Consider the following 14,350-nt stretch of genomic DNA (forward strand, 5'->3'; position numbering starts at 1 on the left):
GGGCCCCTCACGTGCGGAGTGGGCCCAGCGTTTCGGTACGGACGAGGCCACCGCACAGGCCATCGTGTGCGCCGCTGTCCGCGAGACGTTCGAGGAGGCTGGCGTCCTGCTGGCCGGCCCGGACCCGTCCAGCGTCGTGGACGACACCACGGGCGAGGACTGGGAGCGCGACCGGGCGGCGCTCGCCGCGCACGAACTGCCCTTCGCCGACTTCCTGGAGCGCCGCGGCCTGGTGCTCCGCAGCGATCTGCTGGGCGGCTGGGCGCACTGGATCACGCCCGAGTTCGAAGAGCGCCGCTACGACACCTGGTTCTTCGTCGCGTCACTGCCCGAGGGCCAGCGCACGCGCAACGCCTCGACGGAGGCCGACCGTACGGTCTGGACGCGTCCCGCCGACGCCGCCGCAGGCTACGACCGGGGCGAGCTGCTGATGATGCCGCCCACCATCGCCATGCTGCGCCAGCTGGAGCCTTACGCCACTGCCGCGGAGGTGCTGCGCGCGAGCTCGCAGCGCGATCTGTCGCCGGTGCTGGCCGAGGCGTGGCTGGAGGGCGAGCAGGTGGTGCTCACCTGGCCGGGACACGACGAGTTCACCAAGCGCGTGGACACCGTCGTCGGCGACCCAGCCGGAGCCGAGACGGGGACCGACGGCAACGCTGGGAACGGGAGCGCGAGCACATGACCGACGCCGCCTCCCTGCCCGGTCAGCCGCGCGGCGGGGTGATCGGCGGCCAGGCCACCGCACGTGCCCACTGCGTCCTGGCTCCCAATCCCTCCCCCATGACCCTCGACGGCACCAACACCTGGATCCTCGCCGAGCCGGACTCCGAACTCGCCGTCGTCGTGGACCCCGGCCCTCTCGACGAGGACCATCTGCGGCATGTCATCGGCACCGCCGAGCGCGCGGGCAAGCGCGTGGGCCTCACGCTCCTCACCCACGGCCATCCCGATCACGCGGAGGGTGCGGCGCGCTTCGCCGAGCTGTCGGGCACTCGCGTACGGGCGCTCGATCCGGCCTTTCGCCTGGGCGAGGAGGGCCTGGCGGCGGGCGACGTCGTCAGCATGGGCGGTCTGGAGGTCCGTGTGGTTCCCACACCGGGCCACACCGCCGACTCGCTCTCCTTCCACCTGCCCGCCGACGGTGCGGTGCTGACGGGCGACACGGTGCTGGGGCGCGGCACCACGATGGTCGCGCACCCGGACGGACGGCTCGGCGACTACCTGGACTCGCTGCGCCTGCTGCGCTCGCTCACGGTCGACGACGGGGTGGGCACGGTGCTCCCGGGGCACGGGCCGGTGCTGGAGGACGCGCAGGGGGCGCTCGATTTCTACCTGGTGCACCGCGCGAAGCGTCTCGCCCAGGTCGAGACGGCCGTGGAGAACGGCTTCCGTACCCCTTCGGGGGTGGTCGAGCACGTCTACGCGGACGTCGACCGCTCCCTGTGGCCGGCAGCCGAGCTGTCCGTACGGGCACAGCTGGAGTATCTGCGGGAGCGCGGAGCGGTCTAGGCCGCACACCGGGCACGTGTAAGGGGCGCCCTCTCTTGAGGACGCCCCTTACACGTGTGTGCTGTACGTCAGCGGCTGCGCTTCGCCAGCCGCTCGATGTCGAGCAGGATCACCGCGCGGGCCTCCAGCCGCAGCCAGCCGCGGCCTGCGAAGTCGGCGAGGGCCTTGTTCACGGTCTCGCGGGAGGCGCCGACCAGCTGGGCCAGCTCTTCCTGCGTGAGGTCGTGAACGACGTGGATGCCCTCTTCCGACTGCACGCCGAAGCGGCGCGAGAGGTCGAGCAGCTGCTTCGCCACCCGGCCGGGGACGTCCGAGAAGACGAGGTCTGACATCGAGTCGTTGGTACGGCGCAGCCTGCGCGCGATGGCCCGCAGCAACGCGGAGGCCACCTCGGGGCGTGCGTTCAGCCAGGGCTGCAGGTCACCGTGTCCGAGACCGAGCAGCTTGACCTCGGTCAGGGCCGAGGCGGTGGCCGTACGCGGACCCGGGTCGAAGAGCGAGAGCTCGCCGATGAGCTCTCCGGGACCCAGCACGGCCAGCATGTTCTCCCGGCCGTCGGGGGAGGTGCGGTGGAGCTTCACCTTTCCCTCGGTCACCACATAGAGACGGTCGCCCGGGTCGCCCTCGTGGAAGAGGGCCTCACTGCGCGCGAGCGTGGTCTCAGACATGGAGGCGCGCAGCTCAGCGGCTTGCTCCTCATCGAGCGCCGCGAAGAGCGGGGCGCGCCGCAGAACGTCGTCCACGAGTTCTCTCCTTGTCGACCTGCCCATTATGGGGGGCTCACCCAGGCCCGCCGGGACCGAGGAGCGGGGCCTCCCCAGCCCGCCGAGGCCGGGGAGTGGGTCTCCGCGACCACGTGGCCGAAGGGACCGTCGAACCCCATGATGCCGGACGGTGAAACAGTGCGATCAGTCACAAGTTTGACGCACGCACCCCGCACTCCCGAAGGCAGGGGGCCGATTGGGCTGTGAATTGCCTTCGTGCGGGGCGGATGTCATCGGCCCCCTCTACTCTGGCCGGGTGTCCATTTCCCCGGTGAGCGCACGCAGAGCGGGGCCGGACGGGTGACCGCGATGGGAGATTCCGCTGTGGGCGAACATGAGCCCGCCACTGGGGCGAGCGAGACAAAGGAGACGAAAGGTGCTGCCGGTGGGAGCGGTGCGAGTGGGGCTGCGAAGTCTGTGAAGCAGGTGAAACCGGCGAAGAAGGCGGCGGCGAAGAAGACGCCCGTGAAGAAGGCCGCCCAGAAGGCCGCCACGGGGAAGGCCGCCACCGGTAAGAAGACTGCAGGCCGGGCCCCCGCCGCGAAGAAGGCGGCCTCCGGGAAGCCCGAGTCCCACCTGGCCAAGGTCCGCCGTGCCCGCCGCATCAACCGTGAGCTCAGCGAGGTGTACTACTACGCCCACCCCGAGCTCGACTTCGAGAACCCCTTCCAGCTCCTCGTCGCGACGGTGCTCTCCGCCCAGACGACGGACCTGCGCGTCAACCAGACCACCCCTGCGGTCTTCGCGGCCTACCCCACACCTGAGGACATGGCGGCGGCCGACCCGGAGAAGCTGGAGGAGATGCTCCGTCCCACGGGCTTCTTCCGGGCCAAGACGAAGTCCGTGCTCGGCCTGTCCGCCGCGCTGCGCGACCGGTTCGACGGCGAGGTGCCCGGCAATATCAAGGACCTGGTGTCGCTGCCCGGCGTCGGCCGCAAGACCGCCTTCGTCGTCCTCGGCAACGCCTTCGGCGTCCCCGGGCTCACGGTCGACACGCACTTCGGCCGTCTCGTGCGCCGCTGGAAGCTCACCGAGCAGACCGACGCGGACAAGGTCGAGGCGGAGATCGCCGAGATCATCCCCAAGAGCGAGTGGACGATGTTCTCGCACCGGACGATCTTCCACGGGCGCCGCATCTGCCACTCCCGCAAGCCCGCCTGCGGCGCCTGCCCCATCGCGGAGCTGTGCCCCTCGTACGGTGAGGGCGAGCTCGACCCGGAGAAGGCGAAGAAGCTGCTGAAGTACGAGATGGGCGGCATGCCCGGCCAGCGGCTCAAGCCGCCGTCGGACTATCCCGGCCGGCCCGCGCCCCCGCTGGGCGGCAACGGGGCGGCCCAGTGAGCAACTCCCGTACAGGCGCGGCCGGTGACGGATCGGTCGACGGCCTGTCCACCCGCCCCGTCGAATTCGACGACCGCGGGCTGCCGGGCTGGCTCGCGCCGGTCGTGCACGCCGCCGGCACGGTCGAGCCGAGGCAGCTGAGCAGATTCCTGCCGCCGGCCGACGGCGGGGGGCGGCCCTCTGCCGTCCTCGTGCTGTTCGGTGAGGGCGCAGACGGGCCCGAACTGCTGCTCATAGAGCGGGCGTCCAGCCTCCGTTCGCACGCGGGTCAGCCTTCCTTCCCCGGCGGTGCCCTCGACCCGGAGGACGGCGACCCCGAGGGCGACGGGCCGCTGCGCGCCGCGCTGCGCGAGGCGGAGGAGGAGACCGGGCTCGACCCGTCCGGGGTCCAGGTCTTCGCGACGCTGCCCGCGCTCTACATCCCGGTGAGCGGCTTCGTCGTCACGCCCGTCCTGGGGTGGTGGCGGCGCCCCACGCCCGTGTCGCCCGTGGACCCCGCGGAGACGGCACGGGTGTTCACGGTCCCGGTCTCCGAGCTTGCCGACCCGGAGAACCGGTCGATGGCTGTGCATCCGTCAGGTCACACGGGAGCGGCCTTCGATGTGGGTTCCGCCCTGGTGTGGGGCTTCACGGCCGGAGTGATCGACCGGATCCTGCACTTCGCGGGCTGGGAGCAGCCCTGGGACCGCGAACGGCGGGTTCCGCTCGACCGGCACGCATGACACCCGGCACGGCACGGCACTCTCCCCATGGCCCGGAGAGACGATGACTGGCTGAACGGACGTGGTGATCCGGTCCCGCGCATGCCACTGCCTGCTCCTGAGAGCAGTGGCATGCCTCTCATGCATCACCCGCCCCGAACGTCCCTCGAGACACTCATGAGACGGTGGCTCCCGTGAACCTGCTGGACTTCGTGCTCCTGCTCGCCGCCGTGTGGTTCGCCGTCATCGGCTACAGGCAGGGCTTCGTCGTCGGGATCCTGTCGGTGACCGGCTTTCTCGGCGGCGGCCTCGTCGCCGTTCTCGTGCTGCCCCCGTTGTGGAACCAACTGACGGACGGAGCTGCACCGGGGCCCTTCGGCGTGGTGGCGGCGGTGATCATCGTCATCGTCTGCGCGTCCGTCGGCCAGGCGTTCACCACTCATCTCGGCAACAAGCTCCGGCAGCACATCACTTGGTCGCCCGCACGGGCCGTGGACGCCACCGGCGGTGCGCTGGTGAACGTCGTGGCGATGCTGCTCGTCGCGTGGCTGATCGGCTCCGCCCTCGCCGGCGCCGCCCTGCCGACGCTGAGCAAGGAGGTACGCAACTCCAGCGTCCTGCTGGGAGTTTCGCGTGTCCTGCCGCCACAGGCCGACAACTGGTTCAACGGTTTCTCCTCGACGCTCGCGCAGAACGGACTTCCGCAGGTCTTCTCGCCGTTCTCCAACGAGCCGATCACCGCGGTGCCCGCGCCCGACCCGAAGCTGGCGCGTAGCCCCGCGGCGGCCAAGGCGCAGCGCAGCATCGTCAAGGTCCTGGGCAACGCCAACGAGTGCGGCAAGGTGCTGGAGGGCACCGGCTTCGTCTACGGCCGCCAGCGGGTGATGACCAACGCCCACGTGGTCGGTGGCGTGGACGAACCCACGGTGCAGGTCGGCGGCGTGGGCAGGGTCTTCAACGCGAAGGTCGTCGTCTACGACTGGAAGCGCGACATCGCCGTCCTGGAGGTGCCCGGTCTCGACGCCCCCGCCCTGGAGTTCGCGAAGAAGGACGCCGGCCGCGGGGACGGTGCGATCGTCGCCGGCTTCCCGGAGAACGGCGCGTTCGACGTCCGCTCCGCGCGTGTACGGGACCGCGTCGACGCGGACGGCCCCGACATCTACCGCCGCGACGAGACCCGCCGCGACATCTACTCTCTCTACACGACGATCCGTCAGGGCAACTCGGGCGGGCCGCTGCTCACCCCCGACGGCCGTGTCTACGGCGTCATCTTCGCCAAGTCGGTGGACAGCCCCAGGACCGGCTACGCGCTCACCGCGGACGAAGTGCAGGGCGACGCCCGTAAGGGACGCGGCGCCGCACGGCAGGTCGACACGCAGGGTTGCGCGATGTGAGGACGCGAGCTGCGGCCCGGCACGGCGGCAGAGCGCGGACAGGCCGCCACCGGCGGCCCGTTGTCTCTCTTGCTGCGCTCCCGGCGTACGCCGGGTCAGTCGCGTGAGTGGCGCAGGCGCGCACCGACCCACCGCGCGCGACGGCGTAGCAAGTGAGGAATTCCCGGTTCGGCGTCCTCGCCGAATCGGTCGGCGCGGAAGCGCCCCATGCGTTGCACAGGGACCAGCCCCCTCAGTGCGCTGCGGTTACGTGCCACGTCACGGTAGTCGTGCGTCCAGCCCATACAGCGCACTCTGCCCCTGGTGCATGGTCAGTAATCGTCTGACGACCCATCAAACAATTATGCGCCCGGCACGTGTTGGGGGAGTGGGGAAAGAGTGCCGACGGGTCAGCGGTCCGGCTCGGGATCCTTGAGCCAGCCGATGAGTTCGGAGGAGAAGGCGGCGGGGTCCTCCTCGTGCGGCCAGTGCCCGAGCCCGTCGAACAGCCGCCAGCGGTACGGAGCTTCCACGTACTGCCCGGAGCCCGCCGAACTCCTCGTCCGCAGCACCGGATCGAGCGAGCCGTGCAGTTGCAGCGTCGGCGTGCGCACCGGCCGCTTCATCCGGCGGTTGAACTGGAAGCCGTCGGGCCGGGCCATCGAGCGGACGAGCCAGCGGTAGGGCTCAACCGAGCAGTGGGCCGTGGAGGGAACGCACATGGCCTGCTGGTAGTTGGCGACGGCCTCATCGACGTCCGGCTGCTCGGAAAGGCGCGGGCCGGCCCAGTCCCGTACGAGCTTGCCGACCAATTCGCCGCCGTTCGCCGTCAGTTGGCGCTCAGGAACCCACGGCCGCTGGAAGCCCCAGATGTACGAACCGGCTGCCGTCTGCCGTACGTCCCCCAGCATCGCCGCCCGCCAGCGGCGCGGATGCGGCATCGAGGAGACGGCCAGACGCCGGATCAGCTTCGGGCGCATCACCGCGGCCGTCCAGGCCAGATAGCCGCCCAGATCGTGTCCGACCAGGGCCGCGTCCGGCTCTCCGAGCGAGCGGATGACGCCGGTGACGTCCAGCGCGAGGTTGGCCGGGTCGTAGCCGCGAGGCGTACGGTCGCTGCCGCCCACCCCGCGCAGGTCCATCGCCACCGCGCGGAAGCCCGCGTCGGCCAGTGCCGTCAACTGGTGCCGCCACGTCCACCAGTACTGCGGGAATCCGTGCAGCAGGAGGACGAGGGGCCCGTCACCGGCCTCCGCGATGTGAAAACGCGCCCCGTTCGCGGCGACATCCCGGTGTGTCCAGGGGCCTTCTGGCCGGATCACGTTGGCTGGGCCTGCGGGGCGGGTCATACCGATGAGCCTGTCACACTTCGGACGGGCCGCACGCCGCGCTCGGTCTGGACCCACCCGCCCCAGCCAGGACCCTTTGCGCTGCGGCAGCCCTCAGCGCACTCGCGCGCCCTGCGGAGAGCCCTCTTCGAGGCTCTTGTGTCCGGCCTGGTCCCCCAGCTGTGCCTGCGACTTGGCGGACACTGCGGCCGGACGCGGATGCGGCTTGGCGCGTGAGAGCACCGCCGCGGTCTCCTTGGCGGAGGCCATCGACTTCTCCGGCGGCTTGATCCGCTTGAACTTCACCATCGCCAGCAGCAGCAGGATCAGCGCCAGCACGATGAACGCGCCGCCCACGATCAAGAACGACCAGGCAAGTCCCAGGCCGAGGTTGTGGATGCCGTAGGCCGCGGCGAAGCTCAACGTGGGCAGCGAGAAGAGCAGCAGCACGCCGGCGGCCGTCGCGGCACCGCCGCCCACGATCCCCCGCTTCACGTCCTGCCGGATCTCGGCCTTGGCCAGCGCGATCTCGTCGTGCACCAGTCCGGACAGCTCAGCGGTGGCCGAGGCGACCAACTGGCCCAGGCTGCGGCCGTCGTCGGCAGAACTCATCAGGTGTCTCCCTCTCTCCATCGAATCGGGCCTACTCGTCGGTCAGATCATGCCGGACCATCGTGCGGCACGTGTGCCCAGGAGGGCACAACGACAAGCGCGCCCGGTTGCGGCGGTGTTGACGAAGCGTACGGCCGGCAGCGCACAGCGGCCGGAACGCGGAGAGGGACACCCGGCCGCGCCGGGTGCCCCTCCCTGAAAAACGGCCGTCCCGGTCAGTCCTCGCTGGCCGCGCTCGGCAGCTTGTTCTGGATCAACTCCATGACGGAGGAGTCGGTCAGGGTGCTCACGTCACCGAGGTCGCGGTTCTCCGCGACGTCACGCAGCAGCCGCCGCATGATCTTGCCGGAACGGGTCTTGGGCAGCTCCGCGACCGGCAGGACCTTCCTGGGCTTGGCGATCGGGCCGAGTTGCTTCGAGACGTGCTGGCGAAGCTCCTCCACGAGCCCCTCGTCCTCCGAGGCCGTGCCGCGCAGGATGACGAAGGCGCAGATGGCCTGTGTCGTCTGCGGGTCCGTCGCACCGACGACCGCCGCCTCGGCGACCTTCGGGTGGGACACGAGCGCCGACTCGACCTCCGTGGTGGAGATGTTGTGGCCCGAGACGAGCATGACGTCGTCGACCCGGCCCAGCAGCCAGATGTCACCGTCGTCGTCCTTCTTCGCACCGTCACCGGCGAAGTACTTGTCCTGGAAGCGCGACCAGTAGGTGTCGATGAACCGCTTGTCGTCGCCCCAGATGGTGCGGAGCATCGACGGCCACGGCTCGGTCAGCACCAGGTAGCCGCCCCCGCCGTCGGGCACCTCGTTGGCCTCGTCGTCCACGACGGTGGCGGAGATGCCCGGCAGCGGCCGCTGCGCCGAGCCCGGCTTGGTCTCGGTGACGCCGGGCAGCGGGCTGACCATGACGCCGCCGGTCTCCGTCTGCCACCAGGTGTCCACGACGGGCGTGCGGTCCCCGCCGATGTGGTGCCGGTACCAGACCCACGCCTCGGGGTTGATGGGTTCGCCGACGGAGCCCAGTACGCGAAGCGAGGACAGGTCGAACTTGGCCGGGATGTCGTCGCCCCACTTCATGCAGGCGCGGATCGCGGTCGGTGCCGTGTAGAGGAGGGTGACGCCGTACTTCTGGACGATCTCCCACCAGCGGCCCTTGTGCGGGGTGTCCGGCGTGCCCTCGTACATGACCTCGGTGGCGCCGTTCGCCAGCGGCCCGTAGACGATGTAGGAGTGGCCGGTCACCCACCCGACGTCGGCCGTGCACCAGTAGACGTCCCGCTCCGGCTTGAGGTCGAAGACGGCGTGGTGGGTGTAGGCGACCTGCGTCAGGTAGCCGCCAGTGGTGTGCAGGATGCCCTTGGGCTTACCGGTGGTGCCCGAGGTGTAGAGGATGAAGAGCGGGTGCTCGGCGTCGAAGTCCTGCGGTGTGTGCTGGTCGCTCTGGCGGTCGACCACGTCGTGCCACCACACGTCGCGCCCGTCGGTCCAGTCGATGTCGTCCTGGCCGGTGCGCCGGACGACGAGGACGTTGCGGACGTTCTCCGTGCCGGGCCTCGTCAGCGCCTCGTCGACGGCCGGCTTGAGCGCGCTCGCTCCGCCCTTGCGGTAGCCGCCGTCGGCGGTGATGACCACGCGTGCGTCGGCGTCCTGGATGCGTGTGGCCAGGGCGTCGGCGGAGAAGCCGCCGAAGACCACCGAGTGCGGGGCGCCGATACGGGCGCACGCCAGCATCGCCACCACCGTCTCCGGGATCATCGGCAGGTAGACGGCGACGCGGTCGCCGGCCTGGACGCCCAGTTCGGTCAGGGCGTTGGCGGCCTTGGAGACCTCGCGCTGGAGTTCGGCGTAGGTGAGGCTGCGGGAGTCGCCCGGCTCGCCCTCGAAGTGGACGGCGACGCGGTCGCCGTTGCCGGCTTCGACGTGCCGGTCCACGCAGTTGTAGGCGACGTTGAGCTTGCCGTCCTTGAACCACTTGGCGAACGGCGGGTTGGACCAGTCGAGCGTCTCGGTCGGCTCCTTGCCCCACGTCAGGCGGCGTGCCTGCTCGGCCCAGAAGCCCAGCCGGTCAGCCTTCGCCTGCTCGTACGCCGCGGCGGTGACGTTGGCTTCGGCAGCCAGTTCGGCGGGCGGCGCGAACCTCCGCTCTTCCTTGAGCAGATTGGCCAGGCTTTCGTTGCTCACGACATCTCCCTTTCCCAGGGTGTCTTCTGCGTCCGTCCCGGTCCGAAGGCCCTGGACCTCGGACCCTTGGCCTAGCTCATCAGCCGTTGCGCCCTTGTGACAAGGGTTCTCGACGAAATTGGTTTAGACCTGTCATGCACGCGTACGCGCTGAGCTCGCAGTCGTACGGCGTCCGGGTGCCGGTGAACAGTGCACTCTTCAACGGGTTTCAAGCACCCGTGTGCCCAAGGCTGTTGCGGCTACGCGCTCTCCCGGCTCTCCGGGTGGACGGGAGAGAAGACCGTCTCGTCCGCTTCGGGCGTCGTCAGCACGTACGCCTGTGCGCGCCCCACGTCGAAATACATGCCGTGCAGTTCGAGAGATCCCTGCCGCATGCGTCGTTCCACGCACTCGTGGGCCCGAAGGTGTTCGAGCTGCTGGAGCACGTTGTTCAGGCTGAGCGCCTCTACGTCGTCGGTCGTGCCGCGGTCGGCAAGCCTGGGTGCACCCGCGCGGCCACGCCTCGCTGCGCGCTCCATGGTCGGCCGCCCATGGCGCAGCCAGCGGGCGAGCGGTGAGTCCTCGCCGGGCGGGCCGGCAGTTGTGGCGGTCGAATGCAGGGCCTGCATCGCGCCGCAACCCGAGTGCCCGCACACCGTGACGGACTCGACCCGGAGCACTTCGACCGCGTACTCGATGGCCGCCGCCACGGACTCGTCGCCTCTCTCCTCCCCCTCGCCGGGGAGTGGGACGAGGTTGCCGACGTTGCGGACGACGAAGAGATCGCCGGGGCCGCTCGAAGTGATCATGCTGGTGACCAGGCGGGAGTCGGCGCAGGCGAGGAAGAGCTGCGAGGGGCGCTGCCCGTCCCTGGCGAGCCTGGCCAGGTCCTCGCGCACGAGCGGGGCGGTGACCTGCTGGAAGCGCCTCACTCCGCCGATGAGTTGACCAAGACCGCTGCCCGGGCCGTCCAACTTCGCCACTCCCCTTCACCTGCGCTGTCGCGTCGGTCCCCGGCGCCCGTCGCGAACACGACACGTGTTCGTCTGGACACTCTCAATGACTGGTAAACGGATCGTAATGCCGAGCAAAGGCTTCGCGAACTGCGGCGTGGCCTGCACGGCGGCCGTTCCTCCCAAGGGGTGAAGAAGTCACCCCAACCCCTCGCCCGAGTTGCCCGATCTGTCGGAGATGTCAGCTTGGAGTCACGTACCGGAGTTGTTCCGTTACGGAGCGACAAGGACGAGGATGAGGTGATCCGATGACAGCCGCTCGACAGTGGCTCGTGGGCATATCAGCGGGAATGGCTCTCGTTGTCATGAGTGGCTGCTCCGGCAGCACCACGGGAACCCCCGAACGCCAGGGCAAGTCCGCACCCGAGGAGAAGGCGGAGCAGCAGACCCGCGTGATCGGGGACGGCTCCACAGCGCTCACCGGCCGGCAGCCGAACCAGCCGGCATCCAGGAAGCTCGCCCATGGCGAGAAGCCCCCGCAGTTCGTGGTCTTCTCCTGGGACGGCGCCGGCGAGGACGGCAAGAAGCTGTTCTCCCGCTTCCGTAAGGCAGGAAAGCGGTACGGCGCCGCGCAGTCGTTCTTCCTGAGCGGCGTCTACGCCCTCCCGGAGAGCGAGTCGAAGCGCTACAAGCCCCCGGGCCACGCGACAGGCGCCTCCGACATCGGCTACCTCAAGGACCGGAACATACGTGCCACGCTGAAGGAGATACGCAAGGCGTGGCTCGACGGAAACGAGATAGGCACCCACTTCAACGGGCACTTCTGCGGTCCGAACGGTGTCGACAGTTGGTCGACCGACCAGTGGAAGAGCGAGATAAACCAGGCCAAGTGGTTCGTGGAGAACTGGAAGACGACCACTGGCTGGAAGGGCGACGCCCCCCTTCCCTTCGACTACGACAGGGAACTGATCGGCGGGCGCACCCCTTGTCTCCAGGGCCAGGAGAACCTGCTGCGAGCGGCGAAGCAGATGGGCTTCCGCTACGACTCCAGCGGCAACGGGACCCAGGTCTGGCCCAAGAAGAAGAACGGCCTCTGGGACGTCCCCCTGCAGGAAGTCCCCATGCCCGGCCGGAAGTTCGAGACCCTCTCGATGGACTACAACTTCCTGGCGAACCAGTCGGGAACCGTCCACGGCCCCGTCGCGAAGCACGCCTCCTACGGTCGGCAGATGCGCGACGGTCTGATGAAGGGCTTCGACCGCGCCTACAACGGCAACCGCGCACCGATGGTCGTCGGCAACCACTTCGAGGACTGGAACGGCGGGGTGTACATGGACGCCGTCGAGGACGTCATGAAGACGGTGTGCAAGAAGCGCGAGGTCCGCTGCGTCTCCTTCAAGCAGCTGGTCGACTGGCTCGACGAGCAGGACCCCGCGGCGCTCGACAAGTTCCGCGCGCTCTCCGTGGGTGAGAAGCCCAAGGGCGGCTGGAACAAGTATCTGGGCGGGCCGCGGACGAGGCTCCTCTCCCGCTGACGCCCCTGCTCCGAAGGCCCCGGCTGCGGGTCGCCGATCCGGCGGCGTCGCGGCCGGGGCCCTGGGGTGCTCGGTCCCCGCGCTGAGAAGGCGGGGCCGGCGTCATCCTCTCCGCCGGTTCACGCGGGCTGCGGCGAGGGCTGTTCCCGGAGTACGAACCCGGGGTCGACCTGGGTGGTCAGGTCGGTGCCCGTCTTGTCGTTGCCCCAGCTCTCGGCGTTGCGCAGGTGGAAGTGCACCATCTGGCGTGTGTAGCGCTCCCAGTCGCGCTGCTCGTACGCGCTGTCCGCGGTCCGGTGAAGTACGTGCAGGGCCTCGCGGTTGGCCGTCTCCAACTCGGCGAACGCACGCGGGCGGCCCTTCTCCATGGCGCGCACCCAGTCCGAGTGGCCGAACGTGACGAGGAGGTCGTCGCCGGCCTCCTCGCGCAGGAAGTCCAGATCGTCCTCGCCGTGGACCTTGTTGCCCACGACGCGCAGCGGAACGCCGAAGTCCCGCGCGTACTCCTTGTACTGCCGGTACACGGAGACACCCTTCCTGGTGGGCTCCACGACGAGGAATGTCATGTCGAAGCGCGTGAACATCCCGGAGGCGAAGGAATCGCTGCCCGCGGTCATGTCGACGACCGCGAACTCCTCGCGCCCGTCGACGAGATGGTTCAGGCAGAGCTCCACCGCGCCGGTCTTGGAGTGGTAGCAGGCCACGCCCAGATCGGCTTCGGTGAAGGGGCCCGTGGCCAGAAGCCGCACGTCGCCGCCCTCGAGCGGCACCGTGCGGGCGCAGGCGTCGAAGACGGGGTTGTCCTCGGTGATCCGCAGCAGATGCGAACCCTCGCCCGGCGGGGTCGTCTTGATCATCGTCTCGGCGGAGTCGATCCGCGGGTTCGAGCCGCGCAGATAGTCCTTGATGAGAGGGAGTTGCGCGCCCATGGCGGGGAGCGCCGCAGCCTCCGACTCGTCCATGCCCAGCGCGACGCCCAGGTGCTGATTGATGTCCGCGTCCACGGCCACCACCGGGTGACGGCCGACGGCGAGATGACGGATGAACAGGGAGGACAGCGTCGTCTTGCCGCTGCCGCCCTTGCCAACGAAAGCGATTTTCATGAACAAGAGCGTAGATCTGCGGCGAGAGCTGATACCCCGAGGCTGTCAGGAAGACCACTCGATCGTGGGGTGTGAGTTGCAACGAGGCCTGCGCGTAAGGTCGTACGCATGAGTAGCTCCGCTGATCCCCTGTCGGCTCTGGTCGCGTTGCCGGGCGTACAGGACGCCGTGGACTCGGTACGGAAGTCCGTCGACCGGATCTACGGCCACCGCGTCATGCGCCGCCGCAGCAGTGAGGTCACCGCGGAGGCCGCTCTGCGCGGCGCCCGGGGTTCGGCTGCGCTCGAGGATGCCGACTGGGCGCTGGAGGAGATGCGGCGGCGCACCGACTTCGGAGCCGACGGTGAGCCCCGGACGGTCGGCGCCGCCCTCCGGGCGACCGCCGAATCCGGCCAACTCCTCGACGTATGGCGGCAGTCACCCCTTCGAGTGCTGGCACGCCTGCACCTCGTGGTCGCCGGAGGAGGAGCATCGGACGAGACGGTGGGGCGCCCGCGGCTCGACGGCGAGCCGGTCACCGGACCCGGCTTGCGGCCCGAGCCGTCGGCGGAGGCGAGCGAGGTCGCCGTACGACTGGACGGGCTCGCTCAGATCGTGGTCGAGGGAACCGGGGCGCCCGCGCTGGTCCTGGCCTCAGTGGTGCACGGAGAGCTGGCCACGCTGCAGCCCTTCGGCTCGTACAACGGGCTCGTGGCGCGCGCCGCCGAGCGCATCGTCCTGGTCGGCAGCGGTCTCGACCCCAAGTCCATCTGCCCCGCTGAGGCCGGGCACGCGGAACTGGGGCGCGAAGCCTACGAGCTGGCGCTGGCCGGCTACGCCACCGGAACGCCCGAGGGTGTGGCGGCCTGGATCGCACACTGCGGAAGCGCCGTCGGGCTGGGAGCACGCGAGACGACGGCGGTGTGTGAAGCGCTTCAGCGCGGGGCGGCCTAGAACTCGGGCAGTCCCGGCAGACGGCCCCCGGGATGTGGC

Annotated in this window: 12 protein-coding genes and 1 pseudogene; 7 read left to right on the plus strand and 6 right to left on the minus strand. The window is 69.8% G+C overall.

The window, feature by feature from the left end:
• Together H5J26_RS06900 and H5J26_RS06905 are read left to right on the plus strand one after the other, a co-directional pair.
• Positions 1-682 (plus strand): NUDIX hydrolase (locus tag H5J26_RS06900; protein WP_181764823.1); only part of this gene is annotated, 682 nt, incomplete at its 5' end.
• Entirely contained in the window at positions 679-1,509 is an 831-nt protein-coding gene (locus H5J26_RS06905) for an MBL fold metallo-hydrolase (protein ID WP_181764824.1), read from the plus strand. The genes H5J26_RS06900 and H5J26_RS06905, both read left to right, overlap by 4 nt.
• Positions 1,510-1,577: 68 nt before the next feature.
• Here the strand turns inward: H5J26_RS06905 and H5J26_RS06910 are convergent, their stop codons facing one another.
• The gene (locus tag H5J26_RS06910; protein WP_028430706.1) at positions 1,578-2,252 is read right to left on the minus strand and encodes a Crp/Fnr family transcriptional regulator; all 675 of its coding nucleotides are present in this window, start codon (positions 2,250-2,252) and stop codon (positions 1,578-1,580) included.
• 330 nt (positions 2,253-2,582) lie between these two features.
• Here H5J26_RS06910 and nth point away from each other — a divergent pair, with 330 nt between their 5' ends.
• The 3 genes from nth (at position 2,583) to H5J26_RS06925 (ending at position 5,709) form a co-directional block, all read left to right on the plus strand.
• On the plus strand, positions 2,583-3,614 hold the full coding sequence (nth, locus tag H5J26_RS06915; RefSeq protein WP_181764825.1) for an endonuclease III: 1,032 nt from the start codon (positions 2,583-2,585) through the stop codon (positions 3,612-3,614).
• Between the two features lie 44 nt (positions 3,615-3,658).
• Positions 3,659-4,336, plus strand: coding sequence for an NUDIX hydrolase (locus H5J26_RS06920; RefSeq protein WP_210771080.1), 678 nt, complete (start codon positions 3,659-3,661; stop codon positions 4,334-4,336).
• Positions 4,337-4,509: 173 nt separating this feature from the next.
• Positions 4,510-5,709: a MarP family serine protease gene (locus H5J26_RS06925; protein WP_181764827.1), complete on the plus strand. Its 1,200-nt coding sequence runs from the start codon at positions 4,510-4,512 to the stop codon at positions 5,707-5,709.
• A 389-nt stretch (positions 5,710-6,098) separates the two neighbouring features.
• Here H5J26_RS06925 and H5J26_RS06930 read toward each other — a convergent pair whose 3' ends face one another.
• The 4 genes and pseudogenes from H5J26_RS06930 to H5J26_RS06945 form a co-directional block, all read right to left on the minus strand.
• Entirely contained in the window at positions 6,099-7,037 is a 939-nt protein-coding gene (locus tag H5J26_RS06930) for an alpha/beta fold hydrolase (RefSeq protein ID WP_181764828.1), read from the minus strand.
• Between the two features lie 93 nt (positions 7,038-7,130).
• Positions 7,131-7,628 (minus strand): phage holin family protein, encoded by a 498-nt coding sequence (locus H5J26_RS06935; RefSeq protein ID WP_181764829.1) that lies wholly within the window; start codon positions 7,626-7,628, stop codon positions 7,131-7,133.
• A gap of 215 nt (positions 7,629-7,843) precedes the next feature.
• Entirely contained in the window at positions 7,844-9,808 is a 1,965-nt protein-coding gene (acs, locus tag H5J26_RS06940; RefSeq protein ID WP_181764830.1) for an acetate--CoA ligase, read from the minus strand.
• Positions 9,809-10,047: 239 nt separating this feature from the next.
• Positions 10,048-10,743, minus strand: a pseudogene (locus H5J26_RS06945) (carbonic anhydrase); the annotation flags it as partial.
• A 305-nt stretch (positions 10,744-11,048) separates the two neighbouring features.
• On the opposite strand from H5J26_RS06945, the gene H5J26_RS06950 reads away from it, so the two are divergent.
• Positions 11,049-12,275, plus strand: a complete 1,227-nt coding sequence (locus H5J26_RS06950; protein WP_235980456.1) for a hypothetical protein — start codon at positions 11,049-11,051, stop codon at positions 12,273-12,275.
• A gap of 119 nt (positions 12,276-12,394) precedes the next feature.
• Here H5J26_RS06950 and H5J26_RS06955 read toward each other — a convergent pair whose 3' ends face one another.
• Positions 12,395-13,378: an ATP-binding protein gene (locus tag H5J26_RS06955; RefSeq protein ID WP_181764832.1), complete on the minus strand. Its 984-nt coding sequence runs from the start codon at positions 13,376-13,378 to the stop codon at positions 12,395-12,397.
• A gap of 108 nt (positions 13,379-13,486) precedes the next feature.
• On the opposite strand from H5J26_RS06955, the gene H5J26_RS06960 reads away from it, so the two are divergent.
• The gene (locus H5J26_RS06960; RefSeq protein ID WP_181764833.1) at positions 13,487-14,311 is read left to right on the plus strand and encodes an oxidoreductase; all 825 of its coding nucleotides are present in this window, start codon (positions 13,487-13,489) and stop codon (positions 14,309-14,311) included.
• Positions 14,312-14,350 lie beyond the last annotated feature (39 nt).

The organism is Streptomyces albidus (ex Kaewkla and Franco 2022) (assembly GCF_013870515.1).
In the GTDB taxonomy this organism is placed as follows: domain Bacteria; phylum Actinomycetota; class Actinomycetes; order Streptomycetales; family Streptomycetaceae; genus Streptomyces; species Streptomyces albidus.

What these genes read in the sequence shown, in the direction of transcription:
- H5J26_RS06905 (WP_181764824.1), top strand. Translation starts at nt 679, where the DNA reads ATGACCGACGCCGCCTCCCTGCCCGGTCAGCCGCGCGGCGGGGTGATC.
- nth (WP_181764825.1), top strand. Translation starts at nt 2,583, where the DNA reads ATGGGAGATTCCGCTGTGGGCGAACATGAGCCCGCCACTGGGGCGAGC.
- H5J26_RS06930 (WP_181764828.1), bottom strand. Translation starts at nt 7,037, where the DNA reads ATGACCCGCCCCGCAGGCCCAGCCAACGTGATCCGGCCAGAAGGCCCC.
- H5J26_RS06935 (WP_181764829.1), bottom strand. Translation starts at nt 7,628, where the DNA reads ATGAGTTCTGCCGACGACGGCCGCAGCCTGGGCCAGTTGGTCGCCTCG.
- H5J26_RS06950 (WP_235980456.1), top strand. Translation starts at nt 11,049, where the DNA reads ATGACAGCCGCTCGACAGTGGCTCGTGGGCATATCAGCGGGAATGGCT.
- H5J26_RS06955 (WP_181764832.1), bottom strand. Translation starts at nt 13,378, where the DNA reads ATGAAAATCGCTTTCGTTGGCAAGGGCGGCAGCGGCAAGACGACGCTG.
- H5J26_RS06960 (WP_181764833.1), top strand. Translation starts at nt 13,487, where the DNA reads ATGAGTAGCTCCGCTGATCCCCTGTCGGCTCTGGTCGCGTTGCCGGGC.